Consider the following 19,440-nt stretch of genomic DNA (forward strand, 5'->3'; position numbering starts at 1 on the left):
CCGGCTTGCCCCGTATCTTCTTGAGACTCCCACCATGGCCCTTGATACCGAAACCCTGAACCTGTTGCTGGACGCCGTGCGCCGCTTCGTGCACGAACGCCTGATCCCCGCCGAAGACGAACTCGCCGAAAGCGGCCAGGTGCCGCCCGACATCGTCAACGAGATGCGCGACCTGGGCCTGTTCGGCCTGTCCATCTCGCCCGACCATGGCGGCCTGGGCCTCACCATGGAAGAGGAAGTGCGAGTGGTCTTCGAACTGGGGCAGACCTCGCCCGCGTTCCGTTCGCTGGCCGGCACCAACATCGGCATCGGCTCGCAGGCCATCGTGCTGGCCGGCACCGACGAGCAGCGCGCCCGCTACCTGCCCAAGCTGGCCAGCGGCGAATTGATCGGCTCGTTCGCGCTGACCGAACCCGACGCAGGTTCCGACGCAATGGCGCTGCGCCTGTCCGCGGTGCGCGACGGCGACAGCTATGTGCTCAACGGTACCAAGCGCTACATCACCAACGCGCCCATCGCCGGCCTGTTCTCTGTCATGGCCCGCACCGCGCCGGAACGTCGCGCCAATTCCATTTCGTGCTTCCTGGTCGAAGCAGGCACGCCCGGCCTGACCATCGGCAAGCCCGACAAGAAGATGGGCCAGGCCGGCGCCTTGACCAGCGACGTGGTGTTCGACAACTGCCGCGTCCCGGCCAGCGCGCTGCTGGGCGGCGAAGAGGGCAACGGTTTCCGCACCTCGATGCGGGTGCTGGACAAGGGCCGCCTGCATATCTCGGCGCTGTGCGTGGGCATCGCCGACCGCCTGCTGAGCGATGCCGTGAAGTACGCCATTGAGCGTAAGCAATTCGGCCAACCCATCGCCGAATTCCAGCTGATCCAGGCCATGATCGCCGACAGCCAGGCCGAACTCTACGCCGCGCGCTGCATGGTGCTGGACGCCGCCCGCATGCGCGACCGCGGCGAGAACACCACCATGCAGGCCGCTTGCTGCAAGCTGTACGCCACCGAAATGGTGGGCCGCGTGGCTGACCGTGCGGTGCAGATCCACGGCGGCGCCGGCTACATGTCGGAGTACGCGGTCGAGCGCTTCTACCGCGACGTGCGTCTGTTCCGCATCTTCGAAGGCACTTCGCAGATCCAGCAGCTGGTGATCGCCCGCGAAACCATCAAGGCGCATTCCTGAGCGCGGACCCGGCGCAAGAGGCTAATATCCTGCATGACTGACGGTGATCCGGCGCACGGCCCATGGCCGCGCCGGCATATGACGCGCCAGCGGCCGCGCGCCGCCGGCATGACGGAATTCCAGTCTGGCTTGCGCGCCGCCGCAAGCCGGACGTTTTCATTTCTCTTCTAGCGAAAAGACTAATGTCGCAACGTCCCGCTCCCCTTACCGGCATACGCGTGCTGGATCTCACCCGCGTCCTGGCGGGTCCCTGGTGCACCCAGAACCTCGCCGACCTCGGCGCCGAGGTCATCAAGATCGAACGCCCCGGCGCGGGCGACGACACGCGGGCCTGGGGGCCTCCGTACCTGAAGGACGAGGCGGGCAACGACACCACCGAAGCTGCGTATTACCTGTCCGCCAACCGCAACAAGCTGTCGGTGGCGCTGGACATCGCCTCGCCGCGCGGCGCCGAGCTGGTGCGCGAACTGGCGCTGCAAAGCGACATCCTGGTTGAAAACTTCAAGGTGGGCGGCCTGTCCAAGTACGGCCTGGACTACGAAAGCCTGAAGGAGCTCAACCCGCGCCTGATCTACTGCTCCATCACCGGCTTCGGCCAGACCGGCCCTTACGCCAGCCGCCCCGGCTATGACTTCATGATCCAGGGCATGGGCGGGCTGATGAGCATCACCGGCGAACGCGATGACCTGCCCGGCGGCGGGCCGCAGAAAGCGGGCGTGGCGGTGACCGACCTGATGACCGGCATGTACTCCACGGTGGGCATCCTGGCCGCGCTGCACGAGCGCTCGCGCAGCGGCCTGGGCCAGCACATCGACATGGCGCTGCTGGACTGCCAGGTCAGCATGCTGGCCAACCAGAACCTCAATTACATGACCTCGGGCGTGGCGCCCAAGCGCGCCGGCAATGCGCACCAGAACCTGGTGCCTTACCAGGTCTTCGCGGCCAGCGACGGCCACCTGATCGTGGCGGTCGGCAACGACAGCCAGTTCCGCAACTACTGCGGCGCGATCGGCCTGCCCGAGCTGTCGGCCGATCCGCGCTTTGCCACCAATCCGCAGCGCGTGAAGAACCGCGCCGAACTGGTGCCGCTCCTGGCCGAACGCATGGCCACCGGCGCGCGCGACCACTGGCTGGCCGCGCTGGAAGGCGTGGGCGTTCCCGCCGGCCCCATCAACACGCTGGACCAGGTCTACGAAGACCCGCAGGTCCTGGCGCGCGGCATGAAGCGCGAAATGCCGCATCCGACCGCGGGCACAGTGCCCATTGCCTCCAGCCCGCTGAAGTTTTCCGACAGCCCGGTCGAGTACCGTCGTCCGCCGCCCATGCTGGGCGAGCACACCGAACAGGTGCTGTCCGAGAAGCTGGGCCTGTCGGCCGAAGAAATCCTGGCGCTGGCGCAAAGCCGGGCCTGAACCCCATCCAATAAAAGCAGGAGAGTGTTGATGAAGGAGATTCAAACCATCGGCGTCGTCGGCGCCGGGGCCATGGGGCGCGGCATCGCGCAGATCGCGGCGCAGGCCGGGCTGCGCGTGCGCCTGTACGACACCAGCGCCGATGCCGTGGCGGCTGCGCGCGAATCGTTGCGCCAGACCTGGGACAAGCTGGCCCAGAAGGGCAAGCTGAGCGCGGCCGACGCGCAGGCCGCGCTGGAACGCGTGGAATCCGCCACCGCGCTGACCGACATGTCGAACTGCCAGCTGGTGGTGGAAGCCATCGTCGAACGCCTGGACGTCAAGCGTGACCTGTTTGCCGCGCTGGAAGGCGTGGTGGCCGAAGACTGCATCCTGGCGTCGAACACCTCGTCGCTGTCGATCACCGCCATCGCCGCCGCCTGCAAGCGGCCGCAGCGCGTGGCCGGCTACCACTTCTTCAACCCGGTCGCGCTGATGAAGGTGGTCGAAGTCATCGACGGCCTGCGCAGCGCGCCCGAAGTCGGCGACGCCCTGGCCGAGCTGGCGCGCCGCATGGGCCACACGCCCGTGCGCGCCAAGGACATGCCGGGCTTCATCGTCAACCACGCTGGCCGCGGCATGAATACCGAAGGCCTGCGCGTGGCGCAGGAAGCCGTGGCAACCTTCGCCCAGGTCGACGCCGTCATGCGCGAGCAGGCCGGCTTCCGCATGGGCCCCTTCGAACTGCTGGACCTGACGGCGCTGGACGTGTCCCACCCCGTCATGGAATCCATCTATCGCCAGTTCTTCGACGAACCGCGCTTCCGTCCGTCGCCCATCACCACCGTGCGCCTGGCCGGCGGCCTGATCGGCCGCAAGGCCGGCGAAGGCTTCTACGTCTACGCCGACGGCCAGAAGCAGGTGCCGGCCGAGCCGCCCGTGCCCGCGCTGCCCGAGAACCTGAAGGTCTGGGTCAGCCCCAAGCACGGTGAAGGCTACGCCCGCGCCGCTGCGCTGGTCGAAAAGCTGGGCGCCACGCTGGTGACCGGTTCCACGCCCGACGCCGACGCGCTCATCCTGGTCACGCCCTACGGCGAAGACGTCTCCACCACCGTTTCCGCGCAAGGCCTGAACGCGGCCCGCACGGTCGGCCTGGACACGCTCTACGCTTTCGACAGCGCCAAGCGCCGCACCATCATGGTGTCGCCCGCCACCGAAGCCAAGTGGCGCGACGCCGCGCACGCGCTGCTGGCTGCGGACGGCGTGCCCGTCACGGTGATCGAGGATTCGCCTGGCTTCATCGCCCAGCGCATCGTCGCCACCATCGTCAACATCGCCAGCGACATCGCGCAGCAGCAGATCGCCACGCCCAAGGACATCGACCTGGCGGTGACGCTGGGCCTGGGCTATCCGGTGGGTCCGCTGGCCCTGGGCGACAAGCTCGGCGCGGACCGCATCCTGGAAATCCTGAAGAGCATGCAGCGCGTGACCGGCGATCCGCGTTATCGCCCCAGCCTGTGGCTGCAGCGCCGCGTGCAGCTGGGCATGTCGCTGACCCAGGCGGCCGGCGAGCAGTAATCCCGCGTGCATGGCTGGTGTTGTCCTGGCATGCGAAAAAGCCCGCAAGACATCGTGTCTTGCGGGCTTTTTTTCGCGACGCCGGCCGCCTCAGTTCGCCGGCTTGACCCCGATCAGGGACACCAGCGGCGTCCATAGCGCGATGTCGTCGCGGATGCGCCGGGCGAACTTCTCCTTTACTTCGCCTGCCCGCGGCTGGCTGCCGGACGCGTCGAATTTGCTGAGCACCTCCGGGTCGCGCAGCATGACCTGCACGGCGTCGGCCAGCCTGTCCACCACTTCGGCGGGCGTGCCAGGGGGCGCGAACAGGCCGTTCCAGGTTTCGATTTCGTGTCCGGAGATGGTGTCGGCGATGGCCGGCACGCCGGGCAACTGAGGCACGGGCTGGCGGCTGGACACGCCCAGGAAACGAATGCGGCCGCTGTCCTTGTACGGCAGGATTTCGGAGATGTTGGCCGAGTACAGATCGGTCGTGCCGCCCATGGTGTCGAGCAGGGCGGGGGCGCCGCCCCGGTAGCCGATCAGTGTCGCCTCGACACCCGCGCGCTTGAGAAACACCAGCACCGACATGTGCGACATCGACCCTTCGCCGCCGTGCGCGACGGTCAGCGCGCCCGGCTTGGCCCGGCCATACTCGATCAGTTGCGCCAGGCTCTGGAAACGCGAACTGGACGGCACCGTGAGCACCAGCGGATTGCTGGCGATGTTGGCGACCGGCACCAGATCGTTCAACGGGTCGTAACGCACATTGAACAAAAACCGCACCAGCGAAACCTGGCCGATGGAGCCCACCATCAGCGTGTTGCCGTCGTTGCGCGAACGTATCAACGCATCGGTGGCAATGGTGCCGCCTGCGCCGGCCTGGTTCTTCACGACGACCGATGAACCCAGGGTGCGGCGTAGCGAATCGGAGGTAATGCGCGCCACGTAGTCGGTATTGCCGCCAGGCGGATACGGCACGATCAACGTGATGGCGGTCCCATCCTGGGCGCGGACCAACGTGGGCAGCAGCAATGGCGCAGAAGCCAACAGCCGCGAGAACTGACGACGATTCATGATGTTTTCCCCTTGTGTCGTAGTGATGCGCGGCCTGGGCTTCAGCGTACCGCGGCAGCCATCTGGCCGCCGCCCTTGGCGCCGACCACTTTACCGTCCGCATATACCGTGGCGCCGCGCACCATGGTATGCACCGGCTTGCCCTTGAGGCGGCGGCCGGCATAGGGGCTCCAGCCCACCAGGCTGAGCACGTCCTCGTCACGCACCTCGTATTCCGTCTCCAGATCGACCAGCACCAGATCGGCGTCCAGGCCCGCGCGGATTTCACCCTTGCTGCGCAGTCGGAACAATTCCGCGGGCTTGGCCGAACATGCCTCGGCCACGCGCTCCAGGCTGATCTTGCCTTCCTGGGCCGCCGTCAGGAACATGCTCAGGTAGAACTGCGTCGATGGCGTGCCGGTATGGGCTTTCCAGCCATCGGTCCAGCCCACTTCCTTTTCTTCGCGCGTGTGCGGCGCATGGTCGGTGGCGATGATGTCGATCGTTCCGTCGTTCAGGCCTTCCCACAAGCCGGGCACGTTCTTCTCCGGCACCCAGTACGACAGCGCATACGAGCCCAGGCGCTGGATGGCCGACCATTCGCAACCCAGGAACAGGGCCCAGGGATTGATTTCGCAGGTGACCTTCTGGCCTGCCGCCTTGGCCTCGCGGATGAGCTGCACGCTGCCGGCGGTCTGGGTGTGCAGGATGTGCAGGTGGCAGCCGGCCGCCTTCTGCAGGCGCAGCAGCGTGGCAATGGCGGTTTCCCAGATCACGCCGTCATGGGCGGCGTAGGCGCGCGCATAGGCGAGAGCGTCGCGTTCGCCCCGGTCCCAGTAGGTCTGTTCGATCACGTCCATCAGGGCCTGGTCGTGGGGATGCACCATCAAGGGCACGTCCAGTTCGGCGCAGCGCTGCATGATGCGCAGCAGCTTGCCGTGATCATGCACGCCGATGCCGGGCATGTGCGGGTAGTCTCGGCCCGTGTCCACCACCATGAAGATCTTGAACGCGGCGATACCCGTGGCGGTCATGGCTTCCATTTCCGACTCTATCGTCGGCGCCGGGTTGAAGTTCCAGTCGACCACGGCATCGCTGCGGTAGATGCCGAACTGCTTTTCCAGCAGGTCCAGCGAGTTGGGCGGCGGATTGACGTTGGGCATGCCCACGCTGGTGGTAACGCCGCCAGCGGCGCATTGCTGCGTGGCGGTGAGGATGGTGTCCTTGTACTCGAACCCCTTCTGCGAGCCCTGGCGGTGGTGCGAGTGCATGTCGATCGCGCCCGGCAATACGGCCAGGCCGCTGGCGTCGATGACGTTGCGCGCCTCGGGTTCGCTGCCTGCCTCGTACAAGCCGGCGATCTTGCCGTCGCGGATGCCGATAGAGGCGCGCACCTGTCCCTGGGGAGTGACCACCAGGCCGTTCTTGATCAAAGTGTCCATGCTGTTTTCCTTGTGATGGGGAATGCCGAAACGATCAGGCCGCGCGGGCGGCAGGCGGGAGGGCGCGCTCGCGCACCGTGTCCCAGACCTGCATGACGTAGTCCTTGCTCAGGCCTTTGGTAATGAAAACCATGCGGGATTGCCGGTCCGCGTCCGGCCATTGCGGCAACTCGACAGGCGGATGGAACAGGCGCTGCACCGCTTGCAGCACGATGGGCCGTTCGTGGCCGGCGATGTGCAGAATGCCTTTGACGCGCAGCAGCTCGTCGGGATGCGCCATGACCAGCGCATCCAGCCAGGCGCTGACCTGGGACCAGTGCAGGGGGGCGGCGAAGTCCAGGCAGAAGCTGTCGATGCGCGCATGGTCATGCGCATGCGTGTGTTCATGGTGGCGCCCATGCCCATGCCCATGCCCGTCCGCGTAGGGCGCGGCATTGAGCCATTGCCGCGCCTGCTCCGGAAGCACATCCACGTCATAGACGTCGGGTCCGTCCAGCACGGTGGCGTCCGGCCGGGCGGCGGGGTCGCAGACCAGGCGCCTGGCGCCGGGGTTGACTTGCGCAAGCGTGTCCACAAGCGCCGCGGCGCGCGCGTCCGGCAGGTCGGTCTTGGTGACGATCAAGGCATCGGCCACAGCCACCTGCTTGATGGCTTCCGGGTGTGCCGCCAGGGTGCCTGGCCCGTTGACGGCATCCACCACGGTCAGCACGCGGTTCAGGCGAAACGAGCGCGCCACCGGAAACGTCATCAAGGCCTGGATGACCGGCACCACGTCGGCCATGCCCGTGGTCTCGATCAGGACGCGGTCGAAGGCCGGAATCTGGCCAGCGCTGCGCTTGGCGCGCAAATCGCGCAGCGTCTCGACCAGATCGCCCTGCACGGTGCAGCACAGGCATCCCGTGCTCAGTTCGATGGTGTTGTCGTTACTGCTGGCGATCAGCGCGTGATCGATACCGATCTCGCCAAACTCGTTGACGATGACCGCGGCATCGGCCAGCGCCGGATCGCGCAGCCAGTGATTCAGCAGAGTGGTCTTGCCGCTGCCCAGGAATCCCGTCAGCAAGGTGACCGGGATGCGTGTTTCGGAGGTTCCATCGATTGCCATGATGCGCCTTTGCAAAAAACATTAAATTCGCAACCATTGCGATTAAATGAATTTTTGCATCGAGTTGACGCTTTGGCAAGCCCCCCGCGATTTCGCGCCACAGCCTCGGGGCAGAGGGAGGGATGACGCTGCTAGAATCGCGGAGAAATTAAATTTCGCAATGGATGCGAAATTGCGGGCCGTAAAGGCGCAACAACAAAGAGAGGGCGACGTGGCGGGTGAAATCAGGACGCGCAACCGGATACTGCACATCCTGCAGCTCTATGACAGGAGCGCCGCATGGTCGGTGGAGGAAATCGCCGTTGAAATGGATGTGTCCGTCAGCTCGGCCTATCGCGACGTGCAGGAACTGGTGCGCGCGGATTTCCTGACCCCGGTGATGGGCGCGCGCTACGTGCTGGGGCCCACGTTTGCCCATTTCGACCTGCTGATGCGCCATGGCGACCCCTTGCTCAAGGTGGCGGAGCCGCTGATGCGGCGGCTGGTGGAGGCCACCACGCCCTCGTCGGCCTCGGTGCTCACGCGCAGCTACCAGGACAAGGTCATGTGCATCCACCAGGAAATCGGCGACCCGGCCGCGCGCGTGGGCCGCTACGAACGCGGCGCCACCATGCCGATGTTCCGCGGCGCGACCTCCAAAGTCATCCTGGCGCACCAGAGCCGCCGCGCCCTGGAGCGCATGTACCTGGCCCACGAAGAGGAAGTGCGCGCCATTTCGCACTGGAAGAGCCTGAAGGACCTGTGCCTGGAACTTGATGCCATCCGCGAGGCGGGCGTCGCCGTCAGCGATTCCGAGATCACGCCGGGGACCATAGGCATTGCAGCGCCGATTTTTCTGGAGCAACGCGTGGTGGCCGGGCTGAGCCTGATCGTGCGCGCCGAGCATTGCCGTCTCGAGCCGTTCCGCGCGGCGGTCATCGAGGCCGCCGGCCAGATCAGCAGCCAGTTGGCCGAGGTGGAAGGCGCCTGGGTGGCGCGCGCCTGAGCGCCAGCACAAGACTTCGCAATCGAGTCGCGCCCGCGGTCTGGCGCAAAGAAAAAGCCCCTTGATCAGATCAAGGGGCTTTATTCATCATGGGCCGCGAGCCTTACTTCACTTGGCCGCATCCACCATGTACTGCACCGCTGCGCGGATGTCGTCTTCCGAGGCGTTGGCCGCGCCGCCCTTCGGGGGCATCGGCGGCTTGCCTTGCATGGCGACCTTCACCATGGCGTCCATGCCGGTCTTGATGTAGGGCTCCCAGGCGGCCTTGTCGCCGAACTTGGGGGCGTTGGCCACGCCGGTGGCATGGCAGGCGAAACAGACGCTCTTGTACAGCTTTTCGCCAGCCGGATTGACTGCCGCTGCTTGCGGCGCGGCGGCTTGGGCTGCCGGAGCGGGAGCAGGCGCGGCGGCGGCCGGTGCCGGGGCTGCCGCAGCGGCGGGCGCTGCAGGCGCTGCGGCGGGAGCGGCAGCGGCTTCCTTCTTGTCGCCTTCCGCGGCCGGAGCGGCGGGTTCGGGCAGCGAAGCGCCCGACTTGTTGGCCATGTACACCACGGCGCGCGCGACTTCGTAGTCGGACAGCGTGGGGTTGCCACCCTTGGCGGGCATGCCGCCCTTGCCGTGCAGGGCCACGTTCATCATGGCGTCGTAGCCCGCGGTGATGAAGGGCGCCCAGGCGGCGTTATCGCCCACCTTGGGTGCGCCAGCCACGCCGGCGGTATGACAGGCCGTACAGACGGCGGCGAAGACCTGTTCGCCGGTCTTGAAGACCTTGGGGGCATTTGCATCGACCAGCTGGAAACCCGCGACCGGGGCAATGCGCTTGGCGACAGCTTCTTGGGACAGCGTGTCCGAACCCGCTCCTGTTTTGTTGCCCGAGACCACCATGTTCACCAAAAGGATGATGATGGCGATCGGGATCACGAAAGACAGGACGATCGTGACGATCAGTTGCTTCGGGGTCTTGATGGGGGAGGAGTGCTCTTCTATGTGTTCCTGCTCGTTGCTCATGACCAAATCCTGCTAACGGGTACCGGGGGCGCCTGGCGGCGGCAACAGAAAATCAGTACTGCACAAGTCGGCGGCATGAAGAGCCCGCCTTGCAAGCAAACGCTGGATTATATAACGGTGTCATAGACACGAGTCCAATGCAACCGACGGGGTTTTCGCTGAGTTTGCCGGAAGATTTGATCCCGTTCATGCAGTTCAGCGAAAACTGGGTACAATACCGCCTCCTTGCGCTGCGCCCGTAGTTCAATGGATAGAATGAGAGTTTCCGAAGCTCTTGATACAGGTTCGATTCCTGTCGGGCGCGCCACCAAATCCAAGACTAAGGAATGGCTTGGGTCCGCACCGGGCCTGAATGTGGCTGTTCCGATTCCGGTTCAGAAGGCCTGATTGCCTCGCCCGAAGATGCCGCGCAGCAAGCCGCCGCATCGTGTCTCTCCCCTGGCTGATTTGCGATCTTGTCGATCCACTTCGAGTAGCGCTCGAAGAGCATCTTGACGTCTTGCGCCCATCTGCGTGGACGGATGCTTCAGGATATGCCACTTCAAGAACTGCGGTAGACACGAGGCTTGTCGCAGAAGGTTTTGGCTGACATATTGCATGTCCAGCAGCCGTTCAAGGCCAATCATGATGCAGAACCCTCCGCATCCGGGTGAAATTCTCCGGGACGATGTAATTGTTCCCTTGGGGCTATCGGTGACCGAGGCTGCCGACAGGCTGGCCATGTCGCGCGTGGCGCTTTCACGAGTTCTCAACGGCAAGGCGGGGATCAGCCCGGATCTTGCCGTCCGTCTGGAGCATGCCGGGGCCAGTACTGCCCAGGCTTGGGTCGCAATGCAGGCTAACTATGATCTGTGGCAGGCGCTACAGCATGAGCAGCCGCCCGTTAGGTCGTTGACTTCGACAGCAGCCGCGCAGTGATCCTGTCAATTTGATCGCCAAACAGGCCAGCCTCCTGCCGTCTCAGGTAGTAGTCTGCACATGCAGCCGGCTGGACTTGCAGCGGTGCAAGGCGCGGTAGTGCTCCAGCGCCCGCCCGTTGGCGCCATAGGCGATGGACTCGATGCGCAGCAAGGGTTCGGGATCTTTCATGCCCAGCAATTCGCAGGTCTGGGCGTCCGGTTGCACCGCGTCTATCCAACGTTCCGCGCGCACGATGCGCAGGCCGTACTGTCTGCGCAGCACGTCGTAGAGCGAACGGTTTTCCAGGCGGGTGCGGTGCAGGCCCGGCACCAGATCCGCGGGCACGGCGGTTTCCACCAGCAATTGCAGTTCGCCGTCGACGCTGCGCAACCGCTTGAGCGCCACCACCTGGCTGTCTTCGGTCAGCCCCAGTGAACTGGCTTCGTGCGCCGTGGGGGCGCGCAGTTCCTGCAGCAGCACCTGGGTGCGCACCGTGCGGCCCTTGCGCTCCATTTCGTCCGAAAAGCCCAGCACGGTGGACACGAAGTCTTCGTCGCGCTCGCGCGCCGACACGAAGGCGCCCTGGCCGCGGATCTTGTAGATCAGGCCGTTGCGGACCAGGTCCGCCAGCGCTTCGCGCACGACGATGCGCGAAATGCCATATTGCTCGCCGAACTCGGCCTCGGTGGGCAGCTTGTCGCCCACGGCCAGTTCGCCTTGCAGGATCTTGCCGCGCACCACGTCGCGGAACTGTGTCCAGAGCGGGGCGCCGGCGCTGCGGTCCAATATGGCTTCGGTGGAGATGGGGCTGCTCATGTCGTCAAAGAGTTTGAAATCGAACCTGTAGCCAAGGCGGAATCGGCGGGCTCTGCCCAGGGCGCCTCGTCTGGAGGAAGTTGAACACAGTGCCGGTCCCGCAGCGTCGCGGTGCAGGCTCGTAACTCGTCTTGCCGGCGCGCCGGGCTCCAGCCCAGCTCGGCTGCGGCGATATCCGCCAGTTCCGCAAGCAGTGCCGGCGTGACATGGCCGCGAATGGCCAGCAAGGTGCGCCGGATCGCCAGGTCGGCCAGGTGCTGCACAGACGTTTCGCGGCACAGATAGCGGATCTCGGCCGTTGAATGATCTGGCGCGTGGCGCAAGGGCTTATCGCCCGCCGCGGCGAAATCCGCCGCCACGGCGCCCGCCCGCGCACCATAGCGCATGAACAGTTCGGCGACGCGCCCGCGGTCCAGCGCGGTGGCGGCCTGAATGCTGTCCAGAAAGCGTTGCCGTCCCGCCGCATCGGCGGGCATGCCCGCGCCTCCACCGATCGCCACCTGCTCGGTCGACTGCCGCCGCGCGCGGCCCAGTTGCTGCAGCACCGCGTCGGCCGCCAGTTGCGCCAGCGAACGGAACGTCGTCCATTTTCCGCCGACCAGGCACACCATCGGCACCTCGCGGCGCGAGTTGGGCGGGTCGATCACCACCGCGTGGTCGCGCGATATCTGCCCGGGTTTGTCGGCATCCGACTGGGCCAGCGGCCTGACGCCCACGTAAGTGTAGACCACGTCCTTCCGGCTGAAGTCCAGGCGGGGAAACACCTCATGCAGTACATCGAGCAGGTAGTCGATCTCCGCCGGTTCGGTCGCGGCGAGGTCGGGATCATCCACCGGAATGTCGGTGGATCCCACCAGCACTCGGTCCAGGAACGGGTAGACGATGCACACCCGGCCGTCGGACGCCTCGAAGTACGCCATGCGTCCCTGGAGCGCGGTGCGCAGTGCGGGGTGATCCAGGATCAGGTGTGATCCTTTGGTGCCCATGACGCGCGAGCCGTCGCCTTCCAGGGCGCCAGCCGCGCGGTCCAGCCAGGCGCCCGTTGCGTTGACCACCGTGTCGGCAGTCACTTGCACGGATTCGCCGGTCAGCGCATCGCGCAGGGTAATGGCGCGGCCCTGGCAAGCCGTCACGCTGCAATAGTTCGACGCGACCGAGGCCGGGTGGCCGCGATGCGCATCGTCGATCAGCTCCAGCACCAGCCATTCCGGATGCCGTATCCAGGCGTCGTAATACGTGGCCGTCCAGCGCACCGCCGCGCCGAACAGCGCGCTGTCCGCCGCCGGCAGGCGCTCGATGCGATGTTCCGGCATGACGCGCTGGTTGCGGCCCAGCTTGTCATAGAGGCGCAAGCCCAGTCCCACCACGCACAGTCCCCGCGCGCCAGGCGAGGCGTTCAGGCCGGCAAAGCGCAGCATGCTGCCCCACAGTCCGCCGAAGCGGCTGGATAGCGGCACCACGGTTTCCAGCGGCTGCACCAGATGCGCCGCATTGCGCAGCAGCAGATTGCGTTCGCGCGTGGCCTCCGCCACCAGGGAAAATGATCCGCTTTCCAGGTAGCGCAAGCCGCCGTGGATCATGCGCGATGGCGCGCTGCTGGCGCCGGCGGCCACATCGTCCTTGTCCACGATCAGGCAATCCACGCCCTGCAGCGACAGGTCGCGGAACACGCCAGCCCCGTTGATGCCCGCGCCTACGATCACCGTCGAAAAATGGCGTCCCGCCAACGAAGCCGGGCGCATGAAAGCGGATGTGCGAGGAGTCATCGCGCGGATCCCGCAAGATGGCCGAAAGCCGGGGCCATGCTGTCCACCAGGCCATGGAAGCTGGCGTAGAAATCTGCGTGCGCCTGCGCTTCGGTGGCCAGGGGTTCGACCCGTTCGCATGGGGCGGGCAGCAAGTCGGCGCCGCCAGGGTTCTGCGACAGCGCGGCATACAGCGCAGCGCCGCGCGCACCGGTTTCGTCGTCGCCGCAGCGTTCCACGGCGTGGCCCAGAAAGCCCGCCAGCAGGCGCGCCAAACGCAAGTCCCGGGCGCCGCCGCCCAGCGCGGCGACCTTGTCTGGCACGCCCAGTCCAAGCGCCGCCAGGCGCTTCAGGTGCCGCGCGTGCAGCGCTACCACGGCGTCCACCACGGCACGCGCCATGTGCGCGCGGGTGTGATGGCCTTGCAGGCCGACGTAACCCGCGCAGGCTCCCGCCGGCCAGCTGCCGCCATTGATGAAGGGCAGAAAACGCAGACCGTCGGCGCCCAGGGGCACGCCCATCGCGCAATCCACCGCCGCGGCCGCATCCTGGAACTGCAAGGTGCGCGCCAGCCAGGCCACGTTCGCCATCGATGAGGGGCTGTTTTCCAGATAAAGCCTGCGGTCCGGATCGCCGAAGCTGACGATGGCGCCCACCTCCGGCTTCGGTTCGCGGGCCGGCGCCACCACTGCATTCACGCACCAGGTGCCGAGCACGGCCACGGCGTGCCCCTGGCGCTCCGCGTTCACCGCCTTCAGCGAGGCGAGCAGATCGATTGCGCCGAGCGCCACGGGCAGGCCGGCGGGCAAACCGAAAGCGGCCGCCTGGGCCGGCCGCAGCCGGCCGATCACGGCGCCGCTGGGCGCGATGGGCGCCAGCGCCGTGGCGGACAGGCCGGACAGGCCGGCGGCCTCGAAAGCCATCGTGGACCAAGTCCCCGTGTTGAGCGACAGCAGGCCGGCCGTGCTGGCGTCGCTGGCGTCCGTGGCGATTTCGCCGGTCAACAGGAATCCCAGATAGTCCTTGGCGAACAGCAGGTGGCGGATGCGGCGGAGTTGAGCGGCGTCCGCGCCGTAGAGTTCGGCAGCGATCAGCGACGACTGTCCTGACCACGGCCGGCAGCCGACTTCGTCATACAGTGCGTCCCCCATGTTGCGGCCCAGCGCCCGGGCGCGCGCGGCGGCGCGCTGGTCGGTCGATGCCACCGCGCGGCCTTCCAGCAATTGGCCGCTTGCATCCAGCGCATACAGGCCGGCGCCATGGCCGGTGCAGCACAGCGCGCGCAGGTGGGCCACGCGCGGACCCAACTGGGTTGCCACGCCTTGCAAGGCCCGCGCCAGCGCCGTCTGGATGGCGTCCGCGGGCAGTTCGCAACCGCCTTGCGCCAGTTGCCGATAGGGCAGCGCGCCGCCCGATGCGGCCAGTGTGGTCCCGCTCCCGGCCTCGAAGGCAACCGCCTTCAAGCCCGTGGAGCCCATGTCTATGCCCAGGTAGATGTTTGTTTTCATGTCATAACATTGTCTACAGATATTTCCCGCAGAATAGCAGTGTTTCCCCTAGTAATCTAAAAAATCCGGCTGCAATATAGTTCGTCGATGTCATAACAACGATTCGACCAGAACAAGGTTGAACAACAGGCACCGAGGGCTGCAGGGTTCTTGGAACGATGCGAAAAAAGGAGCGGAACATGAGACGAGATTTCTTGAAGACCGTAGCGGCGGCGGGCGCCGGCCTGGCGAGCGTCAACGCCTTTGCGCAGAACACCCCGCAAGCCCCCGGGCTGCGCGGCAACGCCAACGACGTCTACGTGATGAACGTGATGGTGTCCGGGGTGGAGTACTGGTTCCCTGTCTACGAAATGATGAAGCAGCTGGGCCATTCGCTCGGCGTGCGCACCCGCTATTCGGGCACGCCCGAGTACGACGTCAACAAGCAACTGGCCTCGTTCGAGCAGGAACTGGCGCGCAAGCCGGCCGGCATCCTGCTGCATCCCATGAACCCCGACCCGTTCATCGAACCCATCAACCGCGCCGCGGCCATGGGCATCCCGGTGGTGACCTTTGCGGCCGACTCGCCCAATTCCAAGCGCGTGTCCTTTGTCACGTCCGACAACGACCGCGAAGGCGCGCAGGCCGCCGACGCCATCGCGGCCTCGCTCAATGGCAAGGGCGAATACGCGGTGCTGGAAAACCCCGGCCAGGACAACCATGACCGCCGCGTTGCCGCCTTCATCAACCGCATGAAGACCCAGCATCCCGGCATGAAGCTGGTGGGCCGCGCGGCCAGCAACCAGGATCCGAACAAGGCCTACCAGGCCACGCTGAGCCTGGCGCAGGCCAACCCCGGCCTGGGCGCCCTGTTCATGCCCGAAGCCAACTCGGCGCTGGGCGCGGCGCAGGCCTCCATCGAGACCAAGAAGAACATCAAGGTCCTGTGCTGCGACGTGAACGCCAAGATCCTGGACATGATCAAGTCGGGCGAGGTCTTCGGCTCCGTCAACCCGAACCAGGGAGTGCAGGGCTATATGGGCATGATGTTGCTGTTCCTGGCGCGCAACCAGCAACTGATCGACCCGATGAATGACGCCAAGCGCAACGGCACCAACCCCATGGCCGTGCCGTTCCTGGACAACGGCCTGTCCATCGTCAGCAAGGCGAACGCCGACGACTTCTATTGGGACAAGTACCTGGCGCGTCGCGGCACCAAGGGCATCAACGAATGAAGGCGCCCGCAGCGCTGCTGGAACTGCAAGGCATCAGCAAGCAGTTCGGCGCGTCCAAAGCCCTGGCCGACGTGCGCTTCACGCTGCGCCGGGGCGAAATCCATGCCTTGTGCGGCGAGAACGGCGCTGGCAAGTCGACGCTGATGAAGATCATCGACGGCATCCACCAGCCCGACAGCGGCGACATCTACCTGGAAGGCGAGCGCGTGGTCATCAACGGGCCGGCCCATGCGATGCGCCTGGGCATCGGCCTGGTGCACCAGGAAATCTCGCTATGCGGCGATGCGACCGTGGCCGAGAACATTTTCATGCCCATGATCAGCGCGGGTGCACAGGCCTGGATGGACTATGCCGGCCTGCAAGAGCGCGCTGCGGCCGTGCTGCGGCGGCTGGGCCAGGACATCGACCCGGGCCTGCGGGTGGATGCGCTGGGCATATCGAGCCAGCAGCTGGTCGAGATCGCCCGCGCCTTGACGCTGGACTGCAAGGTGCTGATCCTGGACGAACCCACCGCCGCGTTGACGGAAGTGGAGTCCGTGGCGCTGTTCCGCGTCCTGCATGACCTCAAGGCCCAGGGCATCGGCATCGTCTACATCAGCCACCGCATGGCAGAGATCTTCGAGCACTGCGACCGCGTCACGGTGTTGCGTGACGGCCGCGACGTGCACAGCGCCGAGATTGCGGCGCTTTCTCCGGATGCGCTGGTACGCTGCATGGTGGGGCGCGACCTGGGCAATTACTACCCGCCCCGGCAGGCGGCTGGCGATACGCCGGTCGAGACCCTGCTGGAAGTCGAGGACCTTGCCGACGGCGCCGCAGTCCACGGCATTTCGTTCACGCTGCGCCGAGGCGAGATCCTGGGCATCTCCGGCCTGATGGGCGCGGGCCGCAGCGAACTGGCCGAAACCGTGTGCGGCCTGCGGCGCGCGCGGCGAGGCGCCGTGCGGCTGCGCGGCCAGCCCCTGCGGCTGCGCCGCTATGCCGACGCCCTGCGCCACGGCATCGCCTACCTGAGCGAAGACCGCAAGGCCGCCGGCCTGTTCCTGGACATGCCTATCGAACAGAACGTGTCTTCGATGGCGCTGCGCCGCATCAGCTCGCGCTTCGGCCTGCTCAAACGCACGGCGGAACGCAGCCTGGCCGTCGAGCTGGGCGCCCGGCTCAGGCTCAAGTCGGACGGCGTGGCGATCGACGCCAGCTGCCTGTCGGGCGGCAACCAGCAAAAGGTGGCCATCGCCAAACTGCTGGCGACCCGCCCTTCGGTGCTGCTGATGGACGAACCGACGCGCGGCGTGGACGTCGGCGCCAAATCCGAGATCCATCACCTGCTGCGCGACCTGGCCAACCAGGGGGTGGGCGTGGTGGTGATCTCGTCCGAGCTGCCGGAAATCATCGGCCTGTGCGACCGGGCCTTGGTGATACGCAATGGCAGGCTCGCCGGAGAGCTTGCGGCCAGCGAAATGACGGAAGAAAAATTGCTGCGGCTGGCCTCCGGCCTGTCCGCCGAGGAGGCGACATGACGAGCGACCTGAAAACCCAACCGGCGGCGCAAGCGGTCCTGATGCCTCCGGCCGCCGGCCTGCCGACGGGGGCCCGCCCGGGACGCCGGCTGGGCAGCTTCCGCGAAGCGGGGCTGCTGCTGATCATTGCTGCGCTGTGCGTCGTCATGAGCTTCGCGTCGCCGCATTTCCTGACCTGGGAAAACGTGCGCGCCATGCTGCTGTCGTTTTCCATCGAAGGCATCGTGGTGGTTGGCATGACCATACTGGTCATCGTCGGCGGCATCGACTTGTCGGTGGGCTCGGTGGTCTGCCTGGCCATGGTCATCACCGGCAAGCTCTTCCTGATGGGACTGGACCCATGGACCGCCAGCCTGGCCGCGATCGCCGTCTGCACGATGGTGGGCGCGCTCATCGGCGGCTGCGTCACCCGCATCGGCCTCAGCCATTTCATCGCGTCGCTGGCGTTCATGGTGATCGTGCGCGGCCTGTGCCTGGCCATCACCCAGGGCACGCCGCAATCGCTGTTCTCGCTGCCGCCGCAGTTCAAGTTCATCGGGCAGGGATCCATCGCGGGCATTCCCGCCGTCATCCTGATCTTCGCCGCCATCGTCGTCATCAGCGATTTCGCGTTGCGCCGCGCCGCCCTGTTGCGCAAGGTGTTCTACACCGGCAGCAATGAAAAGGCGGCGCTCTATGCCGGCATCCGCACCGGCCGCGTGAAGTTCTGGGTCACTGTGCTGTGCTCGACCTTGGCCGGCGTCGCAGGGGTGGTCTACACGGCCCGCTTCGGCGCTGCCACGCCCAACTTCGGCGTGGGCATGGAGCTCAACGTCATCGCGGCGGTGGTGATCGGGGGCGCCAGTCTCAAGGGCGGCTCGGGCACCGTGCTGGGCGCGGTGCTGGGCTTGGCCTTGCTGTCGGTCGTCACCAGCTCGCTCATCCTGCTGGACGTGTCGCCCTACTGGCAAGACGTCGTCAAGGGGCTGATCCTGCTGGCCGCGGTCACCGTCGACCATCTCATGAACGTCAAAAAGGTTTCACGATGAAGACTACAACACTGGGCGCGTCCGGCATCGCCTGCGAATCCGTCGGCCTGGGCACCTGGGCCATGGGCGGCTGGATGTGGGGCGGCGGGGACGATGCGGCTGCCGTTGCCGCCATCCAGGCGTCCCTGGACGCGGGCGTGCGGCTTATCGATACCGCGCCTGCCTATGGCCTGGGGCACGCCGAAAGCCTGGTCGGCCAGGCGCTCAAGGGGCGCCGCCAGCAGGCCGTCATCGCCACCAAGTGCGGGCTGGTCTGGCATACACGCCAAGGCGAGCATTTCTTCGACGAGGAAGGCCAGGCCGTGCACCGCCACCTGGGCCGCGCTTCCATCTTCCACGAAGTAGAGCAAAGCCTGGCGCGGCTGCAGACGGACTACATCGACCTCTACATCACGCATTGGCAGGACGCCGGCACGCCCGTCGCCGAGACCATGGACGCCCTGCTGGATCTGAAGCGGCAAGGCAAGATCCGCGCCATCGGCGTCAGCAACGTGGATCCCGGCACTTTGGCCGAATACCTGCGCCATGGCCCGGTGGACGCCATTCAGGAACGCTACAGCCTGATCGACCGCGAGATCGAAGCCACGCTGATGCCGCTATGCCGCCGCCACAACGTCGGCATCCTCGGGTATTCCTCGTTGGCGCTCGGCCTGCTGGCCGGACCCATCGATCCGGAGCGCCGCTTTACCGGCGACGACCAGCGCGCCGACAACCCCCGTTTCAGCGTCGCCAATCGCAGCCGGCTGCAAGGCTTCTTCGCGGAACTGGAACCGCTGCGCCAGCGGCTGGACTGCTCGGCTTCGCAACTGATGATCGCCTGGACCACGCGCCCAGGCGGGGTCACCGTGGCGCTATGCGGCGCCCGCACGCCGCAGCAGGCCAGGCAGAACGCCGGCGCTGCCGCGCTGGAACTTACGCCTGAAGACATTGCCGCCATCGACCTGGCAGCCGGGCGTCATCTGCAAACACTGGATTGAACAAG

The 19,440-nt window shown here is 66.2% G+C and carries 16 protein-coding genes and 1 tRNA gene; 10 read left to right on the top strand and 7 right to left on the bottom strand.

The features are described from left to right. The first annotated feature begins 34 nt into the window (after positions 1–34). The 3 genes from AC1RHV_RS14860 (at position 35) to AC1RHV_RS14870 (ending at position 4,152) form a co-directional block, all read left to right on the top strand. Positions 35–1,183 carry an acyl-CoA dehydrogenase family protein gene (locus AC1RHV_RS14860; protein WP_054455144.1) on the top strand — a complete coding sequence of 383 codons (1,149 nt, stop codon included), beginning with the start codon at positions 35–37 and terminating at the stop codon, positions 1,181–1,183. 182 nt (positions 1,184–1,365) lie between these two features. Continuing rightward, on the top strand, positions 1,366–2,595 hold the full coding sequence (locus AC1RHV_RS14865) for a CaiB/BaiF CoA transferase family protein (protein WP_054455142.1): 1,230 nt from the start codon (positions 1,366–1,368) through the stop codon (positions 2,593–2,595). A gap of 30 nt (positions 2,596–2,625) precedes the next feature. Beyond that, positions 2,626–4,152 (top strand): 3-hydroxyacyl-CoA dehydrogenase, encoded by a 1,527-nt coding sequence (locus AC1RHV_RS14870; RefSeq protein ID WP_492301188.1) that lies wholly within the window; start codon positions 2,626–2,628, stop codon positions 4,150–4,152. 90 nt (positions 4,153–4,242) lie between these two features. On the opposite strand, the gene AC1RHV_RS14875 is transcribed toward AC1RHV_RS14870, so the two are convergent. From AC1RHV_RS14875 to AC1RHV_RS14885, 3 genes are read right to left on the bottom strand one after another with little or no spacing between them, the layout of a single operon-like run. Beyond that, positions 4,243–5,208, bottom strand: coding sequence for a Bug family tripartite tricarboxylate transporter substrate binding protein (locus AC1RHV_RS14875; protein ID WP_119452137.1), 966 nt, complete (start codon positions 5,206–5,208; stop codon positions 4,243–4,245). 41 nt (positions 5,209–5,249) lie between these two features. Next, a complete protein-coding gene (locus AC1RHV_RS14880; protein ID WP_492301764.1) occupies positions 5,250–6,683 on the bottom strand; it encodes a dihydroorotase in 1,434 nt (477 codons plus the stop codon). After that, on the bottom strand, positions 6,664–7,734 hold the full coding sequence (locus tag AC1RHV_RS14885; RefSeq protein ID WP_492301190.1) for a CobW family GTP-binding protein: 1,071 nt from the start codon (positions 7,732–7,734) through the stop codon (positions 6,664–6,666). Before AC1RHV_RS14885 ends, AC1RHV_RS14880 begins: the two co-directional genes overlap by 20 nt. Positions 7,735–7,894: 160 nt before the next feature. Between AC1RHV_RS14885 and AC1RHV_RS14890 the strand changes: the two genes are divergently transcribed. Beyond that, the gene (locus AC1RHV_RS14890; protein ID WP_054455132.1) at positions 7,895–8,719 is read left to right on the top strand and encodes an IclR family transcriptional regulator; all 825 of its coding nucleotides are present in this window, start codon (positions 7,895–7,897) and stop codon (positions 8,717–8,719) included. 108 nt (positions 8,720–8,827) lie between these two features. Here AC1RHV_RS14890 and AC1RHV_RS14895 read toward each other — a convergent pair whose 3' ends face one another. After that, a complete protein-coding gene (locus AC1RHV_RS14895) occupies positions 8,828–9,727 on the bottom strand; it encodes a c-type cytochrome (RefSeq protein ID WP_492301192.1) in 900 nt (299 codons plus the stop codon). Between the two features lie 232 nt (positions 9,728–9,959). On the opposite strand from AC1RHV_RS14895, the gene AC1RHV_RS14900 reads away from it, so the two are divergent. Next, a tRNA-Arg gene (locus AC1RHV_RS14900) sits at positions 9,960–10,034 on the top strand. 290 nt (positions 10,035–10,324) lie between these two features. Further along, a complete protein-coding gene (locus AC1RHV_RS14905) occupies positions 10,325–10,645 on the top strand; it encodes a HigA family addiction module antitoxin (protein WP_492301194.1) in 321 nt (106 codons plus the stop codon). A 42-nt stretch (positions 10,646–10,687) separates the two neighbouring features. Here the strand turns inward: AC1RHV_RS14905 and AC1RHV_RS14910 are convergent, their stop codons facing one another. The 3 genes from AC1RHV_RS14910 to AC1RHV_RS14920 are packed head-to-tail and all read right to left on the bottom strand — an operon-like array spanning position 10,688 to position 14,696. Then, complete coding sequence (locus AC1RHV_RS14910) at positions 10,688–11,443, bottom strand: GntR family transcriptional regulator (RefSeq protein ID WP_119452142.1); 756 nt, start codon at positions 11,441–11,443, stop codon at positions 10,688–10,690. Continuing rightward, positions 11,440–13,209, bottom strand: coding sequence for a glycerol-3-phosphate dehydrogenase/oxidase (locus AC1RHV_RS14915; RefSeq protein ID WP_054455124.1), 1,770 nt, complete (start codon positions 13,207–13,209; stop codon positions 11,440–11,442). The genes AC1RHV_RS14910 and AC1RHV_RS14915 overlap by 4 nt, the downstream gene beginning before the upstream one ends. Continuing rightward, positions 13,206–14,696 carry an FGGY family carbohydrate kinase gene (locus AC1RHV_RS14920; RefSeq protein ID WP_492301196.1) on the bottom strand — a complete coding sequence of 497 codons (1,491 nt, stop codon included), beginning with the start codon at positions 14,694–14,696 and terminating at the stop codon, positions 13,206–13,208. Before AC1RHV_RS14920 ends, AC1RHV_RS14915 begins: the two co-directional genes overlap by 4 nt. 179 nt (positions 14,697–14,875) lie before the next feature. On the opposite strand from AC1RHV_RS14920, the gene AC1RHV_RS14925 reads away from it, so the two are divergent. The 4 genes from AC1RHV_RS14925 to AC1RHV_RS14940 are packed head-to-tail and all read left to right on the top strand — an operon-like array spanning position 14,876 to position 19,435. Next, the gene (locus AC1RHV_RS14925; RefSeq protein WP_054455120.1) at positions 14,876–15,910 is read left to right on the top strand and encodes a substrate-binding domain-containing protein; all 1,035 of its coding nucleotides are present in this window, start codon (positions 14,876–14,878) and stop codon (positions 15,908–15,910) included. Beyond that, positions 15,907–17,430, top strand: a complete 1,524-nt coding sequence (locus tag AC1RHV_RS14930) for a sugar ABC transporter ATP-binding protein (protein WP_492301198.1) — start codon at positions 15,907–15,909, stop codon at positions 17,428–17,430. Before AC1RHV_RS14925 ends, AC1RHV_RS14930 begins: the two co-directional genes overlap by 4 nt. Positions 17,431–17,471: 41 nt before the next feature. Then, positions 17,472–18,458, top strand: coding sequence for an ABC transporter permease (locus tag AC1RHV_RS14935; RefSeq protein WP_192330731.1), 987 nt, complete (start codon positions 17,472–17,474; stop codon positions 18,456–18,458). Then, positions 18,455–19,435, top strand: a complete 981-nt coding sequence (locus tag AC1RHV_RS14940; RefSeq protein WP_125471756.1) for an aldo/keto reductase — start codon at positions 18,455–18,457, stop codon at positions 19,433–19,435. Before AC1RHV_RS14935 ends, AC1RHV_RS14940 begins: the two co-directional genes overlap by 4 nt. The last annotated feature ends 5 nt before the right edge of the window (positions 19,436–19,440 follow it).

It is taken from the genome of Achromobacter sp. GW823-FHT04E03 (assembly GCF_058796095.1).